Origin of the sequence: Haloferula helveola (assembly GCF_037076345.1) — a bacterium.
In the GTDB taxonomy this organism is placed as follows: Bacteria; Verrucomicrobiota; Verrucomicrobiia; order Verrucomicrobiales; family Akkermansiaceae; genus Haloferula; species Haloferula helveola.
Map to the genome: position 1 here is coordinate 5,322,234 of NZ_AP024702.1, position 16,672 is coordinate 5,338,905.

Here is a 16,672-nt window from a genome sequence, read left to right on the forward strand (position 1 = left end):
CCGACCGCACGCTCATTCGGAAGCCGCGGCGTAGGCCTCGACGCTGTCGCAGGTGCAGACGAGGTTCCGGTCACCTGCCACGTTGTCGACGCGACCGACCGCCGGCCAGAACTTGTGTCGGCGCAGGGCCGCCAGCGGATAGGCGGCCTGCTCGCGGGTGTAGGAATGACTCCAGTCATCCGCACAAACATCTTCGGCCGGATGAGGGGCGTTCTTGAGAACGTTGTCGGTCGGGTCCGCTTCACCATTGGCGACGGCCATGATTTCGCCCTGAATCGAGATCAGCGAATCGCAGAAGCGGTCGAGTTCAGCCTTCGACTCCGATTCGGTCGGTTCGATCATCAGCGTCCCGGCAACCGGCCAGCTCATCGTCGGGGAGTGATAGCCGTAGTCCATGAGGCGCTTGGCGACATCCTCGACGGTGATACCGCTTTTGGCGGACAGACCACGCAGATCGATGATGCACTCGTGCGCGACGAGGCCTTTGTTGCCGGTGTAGAGAATCGGATAGAATGGAGCGAGACGCCGGGCCATGTAGTTGGCATTGAGAATCGCGACCTTGGTCGCCTCCGTCAGTCCTTCCGCACCCATCATGGCGATGTACATCCAGGAAATGGTGTTGATGGAAGCACTACCCCACGGAGCGGAACACACGACGCCCGCGGTGTCCCCCAGTTCCGAATGACCCGGGAGGAAGGGAACCAATTGCTCGGCAACACCGATCGGACCGACACCCGGGCCGCCACCGCCGTGTGGAATGCAGAAGGTCTTGTGCAGGTTCAGGTGGCACACATCAGCACCGATACGACCGGGACTCGTGAGTCCGACCTGGGCGTTCATGTTCGCGCCGTCCATGTAGACCTGCCCGCCCGCGCTGTGAATCCGCTCGCAGATGTCCACGATGGTGTCTTCGAACACGCCGTGCGTCGAAGGGTAGGTCACCATCAGGGCCGAAAGCCGATCGGCGTGTTCGTCGATTTTGGACTGGAGATCGGCCACGTCGATATTGCCGGCGTCGTCACAGGCAACGCCAACCACCCGCATGCCAGCCATCACGGCCGACGCCGGATTGGTGCCGTGGGCCGACAAAGGAATGAGACAGACGTCGCGATCCGCATCACCCCTTGATTCATGATAGCGACGGATCGCCAGCAACCCGGCATACTCCCCTTGGGAACCGGCATTCGGCTGGAGAGACACTGCTGCAAAACCGGTGATCTCAGCGAGCCATGCTTCGAGTTGGGAAAGCATTTCCCGATATCCCGCGCTCTGGCCGGCGGGAACAAAAGGATGCAGGTTCGCCACCTCATTCCAGCTCAGCGGCATCATCTCGGACGTCGCGTTGAGTTTCATCGTGCACGAACCGAGGGGGATCATCGATTCGTTGAGCGCGAGATCCTTCGACTCGAGACGCTTCAGGTATCGAAGCATCTCGGTCTCGGTGTGATACGAGTTGAAGACCTTTTGCTTGAGAAACTCCGACTCACGACGGAGCGAGGTCGGAATCCAGCCAGTCTCGCCCTCTTCAGACATTGCCGCACCGAAGAACTTGCAGACCCTTTCGACATCATCGGGACCGCAGGTTTCATCGAGGGTGATCCCGACATGATCCGCATCGATCTCCCGCAGATTGAATCCACTCCCAACTGCCTTGTCGCATAGCTGGGATGCTTCGCCTTGCACGTTCACCACGACCGTGTCGAAGCCCTCGTCAGCCAGCACCTTGACCCCACCGGCCTTCAACGAACCGGCAAGCCGACCCGCCAATCCTGCCACCTTGCCCGCAATCGCAACCAACCCCTCGGGGCCATGGTAGACGGCATACATCGACGCCATCACGGCGAGCAGGACCTGTGCGGTGCAGATGTTCGAAGTCGCCTTGTCCCGACGGATGTGCTGCTCCCTCGTTTGAAGGGAGAGACGCAATCCCGGACGACCCTTCGGATCGTTCGAAACGCCGATCAGACGGCCGGGAAGCTTCCGCTTGAGACGGTCGGTGCACGCCATGAATCCGGCATGCGGGCCTCCGAAACCCATCGGCACCCCGAAGCGCTGGCTCGACCCGACACAAATGTCGGCCCCGAACTCACCCGGTGCCTTCAGGACCGTGAGAGCGAGAATGTCAGCTGCGACAATGCTGAGGCCTTTGACTTCCTTCACCTTCGCGAAGAAGGCCGAGTAGTCCTCCACCCTGCCCAAGGTATCGGGATACTGGACGAGGGCCGCGAAGAAGCCTTCGACGGAAGAAGGTTCGAAGGTCCGCCAGTCGCCGACCTCAATCGTGATCCCCAGCGGCTCCGCCCGGGTCCTGACCACATCGATCGTCTGCGGGTGGCAGGCTTCCGAAACGAACATCACCTTCCCTTTCGGAGCGCCGGCAAGCGCGAGACTCATCGCCTCCGCCGCGGCGGTTCCCTCGTCGAGCAGGGACGCGTTCGCGACATCGAGGGCCGTCAGCTCCGTGATGAGGGTTTGGAAATTGAGCAAGGCCTCGAGCCGGCCTTGGGCGATCTCGGCCTGATAGGGTGTATAGGCGGTGTACCAGCCCGGGTTCTCAAGGATGTTCCGTTGAATCACGGTCGGGACCAAGGTCCCGTGATACCCCTGCCCGATGTAGCTGCGGAGCACGGTGTTGCCCGACATGATTCCGCGCAGCTTCTCAAGGGCCCCCGATTCGGAGAGCGCTTCGGGAAGCTCGAGCGGCCTTTCCGAACGGATCCCGGCAGGCACGGCATCGTCGATCAACCGGTCGATCGAGTCATAGCCGACTTCTTCGAGAAGTCCGGAGAGTTCGGAACCTGTGGTGCCAAGGTGGCGGCTGCGGAAGTCGGAGTGCAGAGGCATGTCGGGGTGCTTGAAAATGAAGAGAGCCCGGGGGCAACGCCCGCCGGGACTCGAAAGGGAGTTCGGTCGATCAGCCGATCATCGAGGTGTAGGCGGCGGCATCCATCAGGCCTTCGACCTGTGCCGCGTCCTTGACCTTGAGCTTGAAGATCCAGCCGGCGCCATACGGATCCGTATTCACCAGCGAAGGGTCGCCCTCGACCGCATCATTGACCTCCACGACCTCACCGGACACCGGCGCATAGATATCGCTGGCGGCCTTGACGGATTCGACCACGGCGGTGGGGTCGCCGGCGTCGACCTCGCGACCGACCTCAGGCAGTTCCACGAAAACGACGTCGGTCAGCTCTTCCTGGGCGTGGTCGGAGATTCCCACCGTAGCGGTGTCGCCATCAAGGCGGATCCATTCGTGGGAGCGGTTGTAGCGGAGGTCGTCGGGTACGTTCATCGGTGCGGAACTTATGATTTTTTCGCGGAGGGCTTGTAAAACGGTTTCTTCACGACAACGGCCGGGAACTTGCGGCCCCGCACGTCGATCTGGAGCTCGGTGCCGACTTTCGCCGATTCCCGTGGGAGGTATGCCAAACCGATTCCTTTCCCGAGGCTCGGCGACAGCACCCCGCTGCTCAATTCGCCGAGCAGTTCTCCATCCGCCGAGTGCACGGCGTAGTGGGCGCGGGGAGGCGCTCCTTTTTCGAGGTATTCGATCGCCGCCAGACGCTGGTCGGGTCCGGATTCCTTCTGGCGGGCGAGCACTTCGCGCCCCGTGAAGTCGCCTTTCTCGAGATCGACGAAGAAGCCAAGTCCCGCCTCGACCGGCGTCCGGTCCGGGGCGAGATCATTACCGTTGAGCGGATAGCACATTTCGAGGCGCAGGGTGTCCCGCGCACCAAGACCGCACGGTTTCACGCCGGCATCGACAAACTTGCGGAAGACGGACGCACCCTCCGCGGCGGAGCAGAAGAGTTCAAAGCCGTCCTCACCGGTGTAGCCGGTCCGGCACACGATCACTCCCAATCCGATCTGGGAGATCCCGTTCCGCTCGGGGAGTTCGGCGTCGGGAAAGACCTTGGCAAAGGCAGCCGCAGACTCCGGTCCCTGGACGGCGACGCCGGCCCAATTGTCGCTGTCATCGAGCAGCGTGGTGCCTTCAGCAGCATGGGAAGCGAGCCACTCGCGGTCCTCGTCGATCTTCGACGCGTTCACCACTAGAAAGAATTCCTCATCTCCGAGGCGGTAGATGATCAGGTCATCGATCACGCCTCCCTTCTCGTTCAGCAGAAAGGAATACTGACCCTGCCGATCGGCCAGCTTGGCAACATTGTTTGCCAGCATCCGGTTGAGCCACTCGAGCGCGGCACCTCCACTGACAAAAAACTGCCCCATATGGGAGATGTCGAAAATTCCGGCGGTCGTTCGAACTGCGGAGTGTTCGTCCATGATCGACGAATACATCACCGGCATGTTCCAGCCCGCGAAGGGCACCATACGGCCGCCTAGCTCCAAGTGGACCGATTCGATGGGCGAGCTCTTCAGGGACTCTGACACGCCGGGAACCTGAAAATCAGAGGATCAAAAGTCAAATCCACCCACAGATTGTGCCTATTTTCGACCCACGCGTGGATCATAGACCCGGTCAAACCGGTCGAGATAGCCGGAGATGGGATCATCGCGCTCAACCCGTGGCCGTTCTTCCAACTCCTTCTTGAGCTCGAGGTAGTCATCGAAGCTGCCGCTTAGCTCGTTCGCTTGGGAAATCTCGACGTAGTCCATGTAGTCCCGTGCCCGCAGCGCCCGGCTGGCCATGATTTCCCGCATTTCCGCGAGGTCGGCCAGAGCTTCCGCAGTCGAACCTTTCGCCCCCTTGTCGGCCCAGCTGACCAGCAGTTCCTGATACTCGAAGAGTAGGGGCCGGTAGGAGGGGAAACACCGGTAGCTGAGACGGTTCAAGGCCTCTTGAGCGGGACGAATCACCATGAATCTCTCAGCTTCATCGAGATCCGGCAGATTCTCCAGCGACTCGAAAGACGCGGTGCGGGCAAGTCCTTCACCATCCTCGTACCGGAGAGTCAATGCCGCCGCCAATGCCTTCTCGGATTCGGCAATGCCCATCGAGTCGGTGATCGGAGCATCGGCCAGCTTCGCCAAGGTCAATGCCCACCACTTCACCAAGCTGCGCTCGGACAGGTTCAGCTCGGGAAAGTGGCGCCGCATCAGGATCGGATACTCACCTTCAAAGCGGGCGATCTCGTCGCAGAATCCCGCAAAGGCCTCCTGCCCCCGAGGTTGCTCGAGCAATGCCATCACCAGAGCCCCGGATAGCACGCGGAACATGGTCCGCGAGACGCCGTCGAGACGAGCGAAACCCGCTTCGTCGATCCCGAGCAGCTGATCCATGGTGAAGTGTCCGCCCCGTTCAAACACCCCTTGGTAGAGCGCCCGATCTCCGAGGCCTGAGCGCCACTTTTCCGCTTCGCGGAGACCCTCCACGAGCCACACCGGAGCCTTTAGCGGAGAACCAAGCCCGCCCGGTTTCACACCCTTGAGCGCCCTTTGGTAGAGCAGTCCAGTGAGCAGCGCTCGCTCCATCTTCTCATTATCCAGCCCGCGAGCCAGATCGACATGGATCCGCAGCAGGTAAGTCTCGGCTGTGAACCGCAGTTCGAACGCCAGCGGGCGTGCCCGGGGCTCATCGCCCGGTTGTCCGTGGAGAATGATCTCGATCGGCATCGTGACATCCGGCGATTTTTCGCCAATCAGACGGTTGAACCGTTCGCGCACCGATTCCGCCTCAAGAGCCAGCGAGCTTCGTTGCGGGCCGACTCCACCGGACACCCCGAATTGCCCGCTCGCCGATTCGACCCGGTCTCGCAACTGGATCCCCGGATCGATCTTCGGCTCTTCCATCTCCAAGGGGACATACTCGTCACCCGGATCGACCGCGTCCCGATCAAGCAGCGGAACCGCCCTCCCGGGCTCCTCCGCCAGAAGCGGAAGCACCACCAGCCATCCGGCCAAGAATGACCGGAGCCACCTCATCGCAGCCCTCCCGGAAGCGGCATCTCCAAAGCATTCGGCGAGGGATCCAGCACGAGCTTGCCTTCCTCGATCCGAATCCGGGTCATCTCCTCTACGTAATCGAGTTCCTTCTCGGGTTTGCGGCGGTCGCCGGGCGTTCGGTAGAGACCCGCTAGCTCCTGGAATGACGGCAGCACGAGAATCAGGAAGCCCTCGGGCACCGGCAACTGCCCGAACCTTCCACCCACTCCGGGCTTCGGCAAGCTGTCGTGGTAGGGGCCTCCATCACGAAAGATCTGCGTGGTGATCTTGCCGCTCGGCTGCTCCAACTGCTCGACCCGCAGATACATCGAGAGGGTCAGAGGATAGCCCGCCACGTCGCGCACGATGATCACCTCGGCCCGGCCATCTTCGAGACGCACCGCGACATCCTTGATCTTCACTTGGTCGGCAAGGATGCCCCCTTGCTTGGAAGACAGCGTGTCCCGCAGGAACAGATTGATCTCCTCCTCGGAAATACTGACGTCGTAGTCCCGGTCGGAGGCGTTCGTGAGCACCTCGAGCAGGTCTCTCGACCGCTTACCGATCGCACCCGGCCCCCTACCATCGAGGTCCGAAAGATCCTGGGGCTGGGAGATGAAGTAAATCGCGGCACCCAGTCCGGCCAACCCGAGGAAGGCGATCAACGTCGCCAACTTCCCCAAGCAACCGCCCTTTTTCTTCTCAGAACCTGCGTCCTTATCTCCCATGCCCGGGCGTTATGGACAAATGCCGGAGTTTTGCCAAGCCCGGCTCAGGCCGAGTCAGAGGAGGCCGGTTTCGAGGGTTTCGGGTCGGAACCCGAGGACTTCTCGGCGGCAGGCTTCTTCCCGGTCTCCGAATCCTTCTTCTGGCCGCTCTTGTAGGACTCGGAGCGGTAGTCGGTCTGGTAAAAGCCTCCACCCTTGAAGATCAGCCCCGCCCCGGTTCCCAAAAGACGACGCACGCTGCCGTCGCAGCCCTCGGCCGGACAATCCGTCAGTTTGGGGTCATTCATGCTTTGGAACACCTCGAACCGGTGCCCGCACTTCTCACAGACGTAGTCGTAATTCGGCATGGCCAATGTCGCTTGCGCCGCCCCCTCTACCACGTCCGCTTCCCCTTGCAACCCCTCGGTTTGAATCGTGGGGCCACTCACTCACGCCCTTGACCCGCAGCCTCTTGCGCGTATCTCTTCCGGCACCGGACCGCGACCATGAGATTCTTCCCGCTTCTTTTTCCCGCCTGCCTGCTGCTGGCTTCCTGCAACTGGAATGTCACAGGTGACCGGACCAGCCGCTACCTCGCCGCCTACGGACCACCCCAGCAGGAGCAACGATCTCCGACCGACCCCGGAGCCGCCCTTCCGGATGACGCGTCGTATTGGGCAGGCGACCACGTGAAAGGCTCTCCCCTTGTCCGCATCAACCTGAGCCAGCAGAAGGCGCACTTTTACAAAGGCGGCAAGTTGGTCGGCGTGTCACGGATCTCGACGGGTCAGGAAGGTCACGACACTCCCCCGGGCCAGTTCAAGATCATCCAGAAGAACAAGGATCACCGGTCCAACCTCTACGGTGTCTTCAAGGACAAGGTGACCGGTCAGGTCGTCAACGATGACGTCGACACCACCAAGGACAAGTGTCCTCCCGGCTGCATTTATGTCGGCGCCCCGATGCCCTACTTCATGCGATTCAATGGCGGAATCGGCATGCACACCGGTTACCTGCCCGGCTACAGCGCGTCCCACGGCTGCGTCCGGATGCCCGACAAGATGGCCAGGAAGTTCTTCGAGAATGTAGAAGTCGGCACTCCGGTGATCGTCGAGCGATGACCTCCGATTTCGACCCGGCGCAGGGCATCGAATTGACCGTCGAGCAGGTCTCCGAACTGGCTCCGAAGATCGAATCCGGCACTTGGCGCCTGATTGACTGCCGGGAGGCGGACGAATGGGCGATCAACCGCCTGCCCAACGCCCGCCACATTGCTCTTTCCGACTTCCGCCCGGGCGCCGAAGCGGCGGCTGCCGACGGTATTCCGTGCATCGTCTACTGCCACCACGGCATGCGCTCGCTCCGGGCTGCCGCCTTCCTGCGATCGCTGGGTCTCGATCAGGCATGGTCGATGTCGGGAGGAATCGATCTCTGGTCCGACCGCATCGACCCGCAAGTCCCGAAGTACTAGAACCACCGTGCGAGCGATTGTCCAACGGGTCTCCGAAGCATCCGTCGTGATTTCCGGCGAGACCGTCGCGGAAACCGGAACCGGGCTTCTGATTCTTCTCGGTATCGAGGAGACCGACACCGACGACGATCTCGCGTGGCTCGCCGCCAAGGTCGCACGGATGCGGATCTTCGCGGACCCAGAGGGAAAGATGAATCTCGGAATGCTCGATCTACCGGAGGCGGGAGCGATCGTCGTCAGCCAGTTCACACTCCACGCCTCGACCCGCAAGGGCAACCGGCCGTCCTTCATCCGGGCTGCCCGCCCCGAGCACTCGGAACCGCTCTACGAGGCGTTCTGCGCCAGGCTCGAAGAAGAATCGGGAAGAACGGTGGGACGTGGCCGGTTCGGTGCCAACATGAAAGTCCGGCTCATTAACGACGGTCCGGTTACCATCCTCATCGATTCCAAGCTCCGGGAGTGATCGCGCGGCCGACCCAGCCCCGGCTCACTCCTTGATCCGCACCGAGGTTCCGCAGAACGTGCAGTTGAACCATCGGAACAGGATGGTGTGCACAGCGAGCGGGAGGATGTAGCCGATACCCGGAATGTGGTGGGCCTTGCGGTTCTTGAGGCACTTCCTCGGCATCAGGACTTTCTGTCCGCAGACACGGCACTTCACCCTGCAGGACACCGCGAAATACAGCAGACCGAACACCGGAATCGCGATTGGAAAAGCGATCACCCAAGACGGAACCCAGGCAAAGCTGTTCGAAGGGTGATCCGAAAGCATCAGCAATGGTGCGGCGACAAGACCGAGCGGAACCGCCAGCTGGAAAAGGATGAAGATCACGCAGCCGAACCAAACGAGGAACGGACGGTCGTGAAGCACTCCGCGGATGAACCATCGGGAATTCGGATCCTTGCCCCGATTGGTCGACTCCCGAGCCGTGCGGATCAAACGCACCCGCTCATCCACCGGCGCCTGCTCGGTTTTCGATGGTTCGGCGAGCGGCTCATCCCGGACATCGTCAATGCTGCGCACGCGGGCGGAGTCGATCCCCAATCGGGTACCCGACCGGAAGTCCGCAACCTGCTTGAGACCTCCCGCCTTGCCCCGTGGTTTGCCGATCGACCCGGGCGCGGGCTTCTTCGAGTTCGACGCCACCGCCACCTCGAGATCACTGACCGCCCGATTAAGCACTTCTGCCGGTTCGATCTCCGAGGGCCGGATTCCTTGTTCCATCAAGAGACGATTCGGGATCGGTAGCGCCACGGGCGCCCGGTCAAGCATGTCCTGAACGTCCGGATCCGCCTCGAAATTGACCGGCCCCTGAGGCACCGGCTCAGGCTCGACGACAGGCTCGCTTTCCTCAACCGCCTCTGCCTCAGCCACTTCATCCACCTCGACCGAAGCCTCCTGCACCACGCCGATGGAAACCACCGCAGGCCCGGCTACGGCACTCTGCGGGGCCACCGTATTGCCCTCGGTGGTTTGCCGGGAAAAGCCGACCCACGCGCGGACCGACTCGATGCCAGGAGCCGCATCGAGCAAGCCCAAGACACTATTGGCTTTCACCAACTCGGCGTGAAGCGCCTCGGGCTCCACGGTCGCAAGCTCGCGCACATCGGAGAAACCGGCCGCCTCGAGCAGTTCGATTTCTCCGTCTTCGATGCCTTCGATGGATTTGAACGCGACCATGGGTCGTCTTGCGCGACAGGCCGGAGACTATCCAACCCTCGCCTCGGAACAAGACATCATCCGAGGGATGCTACCATCTCCTCAAGCTGGGAGAGCTTGCCTTTCCACTCCTCGAGCCGGGCCCGCTCCTGGTCCACGACCTCGGCAGGAGCCCGCTCGACGAAGCTGGCATTGCCGAGCTTGCCTTCGGATTTCCTCACCTCGATCCGGATCTTCTCGATCTCTTTCCCGAGGCGGATTTTCTCGGCCTCGACATCGATCAACCCCTCGAGAGGCAGTGCCACCTCACCGATATCGGTAAGTGCCGCCGGCGTTCCCTTCGGTGCTTCATAAGATGCATCGATCGCGATCTCACCGGCTCCCGAGAGCAGCGCGAGCACACCTTTCTCCCCTTCCAACCAGTTGGGCGCACCCTTCACCACGAACTTCACGTCCCGGCGCGTGGCGACGTTGTACTCCGCCTTGAGGTTCCGCAGGCGACCCGCCGACTCGTAAATCGCGGCCGCCTTGGCCTGCTCGGCCTCGACTGCCGAACGATCGGCCCCGGCAAGCAAGCCGTCGGCGGCGAGTTCCTTCTCCATGACGAACTCGCCATCGCCGGTAAAGCCCATCCGTTGCGACAGCTCCTCGGTCACATGCGGCATGTACGGGTGGAGCAGTTGCAGGTAACGCGAGATCACCGCATCGAATACCGCGAGAGTCTTGTCGCGGGCATCCGCGGACGCGTCCTCACGCAGATCCCCCTTCACCGCCTCGAGGAAGCGGTCGCAGAAATCACTCCAGAGGAACTCGTAAAGCCGCTGCGCGATTTCACCGAAGCGGTAGTCGGCATAGAGACGATCGAGGTCCGAAGCCAGCGCGTCGAGTTTCGCGATGATATCGACGTGATACGGCGGCAGCTCGCCGAGGGAGGCGGGGCCAACCGCATACGACGCCGATCCTTCCGCCATCTGGCGGAAACGGCAGGCATTGTAGAGCTTGTTGGCGAAGTTCCGGCCCTCCTCGATCTGTGATTCATCGAATCGGATGTCAGTGCCGACAGGAGCGATCCTCGTGAGTCCGAACCGCAAACCGTCCGCGCCATACTTCTCCATCAGGTCGATCGGGTCGGGCGAGTTACCGAGCGACTTGCTCATCTTCCGCCCCTTCATGTCTCGGATCAGACCGGTGAAGTAGACATTGCGGAACGGCAATTCACCTTCGAAGCGGTACCCCGCCATGATCATGCGGGCGACCCAGAAGAACAGGATGTCGGGCCCCGTCACGAGATCGCTCGTCGGATAGAATTTCTTCAGTTCGTCGGTCCGCTCTCCAACCCCGGCCATCGTCGCGAACGGCCACAGCCAAGAACTGAACCACGTGTCCATCACGTCCTCGTCGCGGACCCACTCATCCGCATCGGCCGGCTCCTCCACCCCCACGTGGATGTCGCCTTTGTCGAAGTCCGCCATGTCGAGCGACTCCGCTCCCTTCAGCGCCTCAAGCTTCTCCTTGCGATACCACACCGGAATCTGGTGACCCCACCACAGCTGCCGGCTGATGCACCAATCCTGCAGATTCTCCATCCAGTGCGCATACGTCTTGCGCCAGCGATCCGGACGGAAGGCGATCTCACCACTCTCCACCGCCTTCGCCGCCTCATCCACGCACGGATACCGAAGGAACCACTGCATCGAAATCCTCGGCTCCACCGGGACATCGGCCCGCTCGGAGAACCCGACGTTGTTCTCATACTCCTCGACTTCGACCAGCAGGCCCATCTCCTCCAGCTTTGCCGCTGCAAGCTTGCGGGCCTTGAAGCGATCCAACCCGTCGAGATCCGGACAGTCCGGACAGTTGATCGTCCCGTCCGGATGCAGCACGTCGATGATCTCGAGGTTGTGCTTGAGACCGATTTCGAAGTCCGCCTTGTCGTGGGCCGGGGTGATCTTGAGGGCACCGGTTCCGAACTCGATGTCGACATGCTCGTCGGCGACGATCGGAATCTCCGCGGCCGGAAACGGACGCCGCACCATCTTCCCGATATTCGCGGCGTGGCGGGGGTCCTTGGGATTCACGGCCACCGCCACGTCCCCCATCAGGGTTTCCGGACGGGTCGTCGAGATCTCCAGATACTCGCCAGGTGAATCGACCAGTTCGTAGCGCATCCGATACAGCTTCGAGCGCTGCGGCTTCATGATCACCTCCTCGTCGGAAAGTGCCGTCAGTGAAACCGGACACCAGTTCACCATCCGCTTGCCGCGGTAGATCAGGCCCTCCTTGAAGAGCTCGACGAACACATGACTGACCCACTTGGTGTAAGCTTCGTCCATGGTGAAGCGCTCGCGCGACCAATCACACGAGCAGCCGAGACGCTTGAGCTGCTTGATGATGATGTCGCCGTGGCGATCCTTGAAATCCCACACTCGCTCGAGAAAAGCGTCCCGACCGAGATCGCGGCGGCTCTTGCCTTCCGCTTCTCGGAGCTCGCGCTCGACCTTGGCCTGGGTGGCGATCCCGGCATGGTCCGTGCCGGGCAGCCACAACACCTCATGCCCGGTCTGACGGGCGCGTCGGGCGAGGATGTCCTGCAGCGAGTTGTTCAGTACGTGGCCGAGGTGAAGAATCCCCGTTACGTTAGGCGGAGGAATGACGATCGAGTAGGCCGGCTTTTCGGATCTCGGATCCGCCTCGAAGCACTTTCCCTCCAGCCAAGCGGCATACCACTTCTCCTCCACCGCTTGCGGCTCATACGCTTTCGCCAATTCGGACATTGCGGCGGAGGGATGCCAGAGCCCCCCGGTTTTGTAAAGAAGGGCGAAGCGGGGATCCACGCCGCATCGGAAGCCATGCCCTGAATGCGACGGAGGCCCGGCCTCCACTCCCCAGGAAAAAACCCAAAAACCTGAGGAGCAATCGACCGAGCCTCCTACCTTAGGGTTGATGCCCCTCGGCAAAACTCGCGATCCCGTTTTTCTGTCAGGATCTACATCTGACTAAACGCCGCAGAGGGGCGTTTGTTTCAGTCAAACTTTCGTCGACTACGATTTTTTACGCAGAGCGGCCCCGAGGGTTCGACAAGCGAGATCGGTTTCACAACATTTGCAAACTCCGGATATTTAAGTGCTATCCCTTGATTTCCAACAGCATCTGAGGATTATTCGGGAACTTCTTAAGGAAGAACAGCAGACGTTCCATTGCCTCCAGCGGCCGGTGGCCGGAAAGCCCTCGCCGGATCATGTGGATCTTATGCAGCGTATGTTCCGGGAGCAGAAGTTCTTCGCGGCGGGTGCCGGATTTGAAGATATCGACAGCCGGATAGACGTAGTTCTCGGCGATTTTCCGATCGAGCACGAGCTCCATGTTCCCGGTTCCCTTGAACTCTTGGAAAATCGCATCGTCCGCGCGGCTGTTGGTCTGGATCAGGGCCGTCGCCAGAATCGTCAGCGACCCGGCCTCGCGGGTGTTGCGGGCCGCGGCGAAGAGCCTGCGAGGCGTCTCGAGCGCGCCGACCATAATCCCACCAGAGCCGATTCCCCGCCCCTTCTTCCGTTTGCCTCCGCCACCGCCACCGCCACCATTGTAGGCGCGTGCGAGACGGGTGATCGAGTCCATCAGGAGGAACACATGCCTGCCGGCCTCGACCAAGCGCTTTGCCCTTTCGATCGCGATCTCGGCAATGCGAGTGTGGTTGCGGAGGTGCTCATCATTCGAGCTGGCATAGATTTCCACGCCCGGCAGAGCCCGCCGGAACTCGGTGACTTCCTCGGGGCGCTCGTCGACCAACAGCACCATCAGGTGAAGGCTTTCATCGTGAAGCTCCTGCACGGCCTCCGCCATGTGGAGCAACAGCGTCGTCTTGCCCGATCGAGGGGGTGACACGATCAGACCGCGCTGACCGCGTCCGACAGGCGACATCAAATCGATCACCCGGGTCGTGTATCGCTCCGGAGTGGTCTCGAACGAAATCCGCTTTGAAGGATTGACCGCCTTGAGCTCTTCAAACGCAGGGAGACGCTTGGCCTCTTCGGGCGGCATGTCGTTGATCTCGGTGATCTCGACCATCTGCGGTCCCCGAGGACCCTGTTGACTGAGGCCCTTGATCCAAACGCCGACACGCAGGCCGTGCTTCCTGACGAGATCGGGAGAGACAAAAACGTCGTCCCGCGCCTGCTCGAAATTCTTGTCCGGTTTTCTCAGGAATCCGAAGCCCTTTGGCGCGAGTTCGAGCAAGCCGTCGACTTCCACCTTGGGCCCTTCAAGGACCGCAGGGCGTTGTTCGTTCTCGTCGCGACCTCCATCGCCAGACTCGTTTCCACCCTGATTGCCGCGGTCCCGCCGCCGACGACGCCGACGCCGGCGTTTCTCACTGCGGCTATCCGATCGGCCGGACTCCTGGGAGTCATCCCGGCGCGCGGCCGGCTCACCCGATCGATTGTCGTCCTGCGTTTCCGACCGTCGGACCGGGCCACCGCCCGGCACCCGGCCGAACTTGACCTCACGGTCGCCGTCGGTTTTGTCGACGGATGGCGAAGCACTTTCCTTTCCTTCGCTCCGTGGAGCTTCGGTTTTCGGTTCGGGGCGAGGAGCAGGAGCAGCTTCGGCGGGCTTTGCCTCGCCAGACACTTCCTTCTTCGGCGCATCAAGAGCCAGCTCTCCCTGGGCCGACTCGACCTTCTTCGGCGCCCGCTTGGCGGCCTTCTTCGCAGCCGTCTTTTTCGCAGCCTTCTTGGCCATCTTTTTAACGGCCTTCTTCGCAGCCTTCTTGGCTGTCTTCCGCGCAGCGGTCTTGGCGGCCTTCTTCTTCGGCGCGCTCGAAGCGTCACGATCGGCCTCTCGGGTGCTCTCTTCGCTCATGAAATCGGTTTCGGGGGTGAGATCGGTTGGTGTCAGGCATCAAGCGTCGCGAGCACATCATCGCTGACCTCGAAATTGGTGAACACATTCATGGTGTCGGGATGCTCATCGAGCTTCTCGTACAGCTTCAGGACCTGCTTGGCCTGCTCCAGATCGTCGATCACGGTGGGATTCTGCGGAATAGAAACGAGTTTCTCGGAAGCCGGCTCATGGCCGCTCTCACGAAGCGCGCTGGAGACTGCGTAGAGTTCCGTCGGAGCCGTCAGCAGGATGTGACCTTCCTCATCGCTGCGTACGTCATCGGCGCCTGCCAAAATCGCGGCCTCCATCACTTCGTCCTCACCCAGCGCTTCGGCCGGCAGCGTGATCTCACCCTTCCGGTCGAACTGGTAGGCGACGCTTCCGGGTGTCGCGACGCTCCCCCCACCTTTCGTGAAGATCGAGCGGATGTCCGCAGCCGTCCGATTCAGGTTGTCGGTCGCCGCCTCAATCAGGAAAGCGATTCCCTGGGGTCCGTAACCCTCGTAGCTCACCTCTTGGATGGCTTCACCTCCGAGTTCTCCGGTGCCCTTCTTGATTGCGCGCTCGATGTTGTCCTTCGGCATCGAGACGGCCTTGGCGCCGTCGATCGCCGCGCGCAGCCGGGGATTCATCGTCGGGTCACCGCCACCATCGCGGGCCGCGATGGCGATTTCATGGGCACACTTGCTGAACACCTTGCCACGGATCACGTCGACCCGTGCCTTGATATGCTTAACTTTTGACCACTTGTTGTGACCTGCCATGAACGAATGGTGGAATCCCTCTGATGGAATGGCTCCGCCTCGGAGTATTCCCACAAAGGAGATGGAACGATGGAGAGGTTCCGGTCGGGCTGAACCCCGCAATCATTGCCCCAAAAACCTTGGGCGGGAGCGGGAACCCGGACCGTGACAACCTGCCGAATCACAGGTGCCGCCTCAATCGGACTGCCAAAACGATGCCCGGACCGGAACGGTTTGGCAAAGGAAATCTTCCGCCGCCAATGCCCGGAATTTCAGGGCGTCAGGCGAGACCAACGGCCTTCCTTACCCGGTCCATCACGAGGCTGGCCGCATTTCGCGCCTTTTCCGCACCCGCAGCGAGGACCGAGTCGACGTAGCCCGGATCGGCCAGCAACTCGGTGCGCCGGCGTCGCATCGGTTCGAAGTAGTCCCAGTAAGCCTCTGCAAGACGCTTTTTGAAGTCGCCGTAGCCACATCCTCCGTTGCGGTGGTCCTCCTCCATTCTCCGGTAGGCCTCGTCGTCGGCAAACAGACGGAACAACGGCAGGATCAGCGAGCCGTCGACCGGCTTCGGGTCCTCGACAGGAGTCGAGTCAGTCACGATCCGCATGATCAGCTTTTTCGACGGCTTTTCATCGCCGAACAACGGCAGGGTGTTGCCGTAGCTCTTGCTCATCTTCTGACCATCGAGTCCCGGCACGACAGCGACTCCCTCGCGAATCATGGGTTCGGGAACGACGAGAGTTCCTTCGCCGTATGCCTCGTTGACCTTACCCGCGAGGTCGCGCGTCATCTCGAGGTGCTGCTTCTGGTCCTTGCCGACCGGGACCAGGTTCGAGTCGTAGAGCAAAATGTCCGCGGCCATCAGCACCGGGTAGGCGAACAGGCCGTGGTTCGGAGAAATGCCCTTGGCGGTCTTGTCCTTGTACGAGTGCGCCTTCTCGAGCATGCTGACCGGACACACCGTCGAAAGGATCCATGCGAGCTCGTTGACTTCCGGCACGTCGGATTGGCGGAAGAACACAGCCCTCTCCGGATCGAGGCCGCAGGCCAGGAAATCGACCGCGAGTTCACGGGTGAACTCCCGGAGCTCGTCCGGATTCCTCACCGTCGTCATCGCGTGGTAGTTGGCGATGAAGTAGAATGCCTCCCCCTTCTCCTGGAGGTTCACCGCCGGCTCCATCGCGCCGAAATAGTTGCCGACGTGGAGTTTGCCGCTCGGTTGGAGGCCGGTCAGGATTCGCATGCGGCGGACGATGGAAACTCGGGACGTGGCGGTCAAGACCGGCTCCAAGCGATCTGGAGCACGTTCGGCATCCCCGCTTGCGGC

14 protein-coding genes are annotated in these 16,672 nt (G+C 61.5%); 3 read left to right on the forward strand and 11 right to left on the reverse strand.

The genetic code is table 11. The features are described 5' to 3' along the window. Nucleotides 1-12: 12 nt before the first annotated feature. From gcvP to HAHE_RS20310, 6 genes are all read right to left on the reverse strand, one after another. Nucleotides 13-2,844: an aminomethyl-transferring glycine dehydrogenase gene (gene gcvP, locus HAHE_RS20285; RefSeq protein WP_338687067.1), complete on the reverse strand. Its 2,832-nt coding sequence runs from the start codon at nt 2,842-2,844 to the stop codon at nt 13-15. A 70-nt stretch (nt 2,845-2,914) separates the two neighbouring features. Continuing rightward, entirely contained in the window at nt 2,915-3,292 is a 378-nt protein-coding gene (gene gcvH / locus HAHE_RS20290) for a glycine cleavage system protein GcvH (RefSeq protein WP_338687068.1), read from the reverse strand. 11 nt (nt 3,293-3,303) lie between these two features. Further along, nucleotides 3,304-4,392, reverse strand: a complete 1,089-nt coding sequence (gcvT, locus tag HAHE_RS20295) for a glycine cleavage system aminomethyltransferase GcvT (protein WP_338687069.1) — start codon at nt 4,390-4,392, stop codon at nt 3,304-3,306. Nucleotides 4,393-4,446: 54 nt separating this feature from the next. Further along, the gene (locus HAHE_RS20300) at nt 4,447-5,862 is read right to left on the reverse strand and encodes a hypothetical protein (RefSeq protein WP_338687070.1); all 1,416 of its coding nucleotides are present in this window, start codon (nt 5,860-5,862) and stop codon (nt 4,447-4,449) included. 17 nt (nt 5,863-5,879) lie between these two features. Beyond that, nucleotides 5,880-6,611 carry a hypothetical protein gene (locus HAHE_RS20305; RefSeq protein WP_338687072.1) on the reverse strand — a complete coding sequence of 244 codons (732 nt, stop codon included), beginning with the start codon at nt 6,609-6,611 and terminating at the stop codon, nt 5,880-5,882. Nucleotides 6,612-6,655: 44 nt separating this feature from the next. After that, complete coding sequence (locus HAHE_RS20310; protein ID WP_338687073.1) at nt 6,656-6,958, reverse strand: FmdB family zinc ribbon protein; 303 nt, start codon at nt 6,956-6,958, stop codon at nt 6,656-6,658. Between the two features lie 138 nt (nt 6,959-7,096). On the opposite strand from HAHE_RS20310, the gene HAHE_RS20315 reads away from it, so the two are divergent. From HAHE_RS20315 to dtd, 3 genes are read left to right on the forward strand one after another with little or no spacing between them, the layout of a single operon-like run. After that, nucleotides 7,097-7,711, forward strand: a complete 615-nt coding sequence (locus HAHE_RS20315) for a L,D-transpeptidase family protein (protein WP_338687074.1) — start codon at nt 7,097-7,099, stop codon at nt 7,709-7,711. After that, a complete protein-coding gene (locus HAHE_RS20320; RefSeq protein ID WP_338687075.1) occupies nt 7,708-8,061 on the forward strand; it encodes a rhodanese-like domain-containing protein in 354 nt (117 codons plus the stop codon). The genes HAHE_RS20315 and HAHE_RS20320 overlap by 4 nt, the downstream gene beginning before the upstream one ends. Before the next feature lie 7 nt (nt 8,062-8,068). Further along, entirely contained in the window at nt 8,069-8,524 is a 456-nt protein-coding gene (gene dtd / locus HAHE_RS20325) for a D-aminoacyl-tRNA deacylase (protein ID WP_338687076.1), read from the forward strand. Between the two features lie 24 nt (nt 8,525-8,548). Here dtd and HAHE_RS20330 read toward each other — a convergent pair whose 3' ends face one another. From HAHE_RS20330 to trpS, 5 genes are all read right to left on the reverse strand, one after another. After that, complete coding sequence (locus HAHE_RS20330; protein ID WP_338687077.1) at nt 8,549-9,742, reverse strand: DUF4332 domain-containing protein; 1,194 nt, start codon at nt 9,740-9,742, stop codon at nt 8,549-8,551. A 56-nt stretch (nt 9,743-9,798) separates the two neighbouring features. Then, the gene (locus HAHE_RS20335; RefSeq protein WP_338687079.1) at nt 9,799-12,495 is read right to left on the reverse strand and encodes a valine--tRNA ligase; all 2,697 of its coding nucleotides are present in this window, start codon (nt 12,493-12,495) and stop codon (nt 9,799-9,801) included. A gap of 352 nt (nt 12,496-12,847) precedes the next feature. Next, a complete protein-coding gene (rho, locus tag HAHE_RS20340; protein ID WP_338687081.1) occupies nt 12,848-14,578 on the reverse strand; it encodes a transcription termination factor Rho in 1,731 nt (576 codons plus the stop codon). 32 nt (nt 14,579-14,610) lie between these two features. Then, a complete protein-coding gene (locus HAHE_RS20345; RefSeq protein WP_338687083.1) occupies nt 14,611-15,363 on the reverse strand; it encodes a YebC/PmpR family DNA-binding transcriptional regulator in 753 nt (250 codons plus the stop codon). Nucleotides 15,364-15,622: 259 nt separating this feature from the next. After that, complete coding sequence (gene trpS, locus HAHE_RS20350) at nt 15,623-16,588, reverse strand: tryptophan--tRNA ligase (protein ID WP_338687085.1); 966 nt, start codon at nt 16,586-16,588, stop codon at nt 15,623-15,625. Nucleotides 16,589-16,672: the final 84 nt, after the last annotated feature.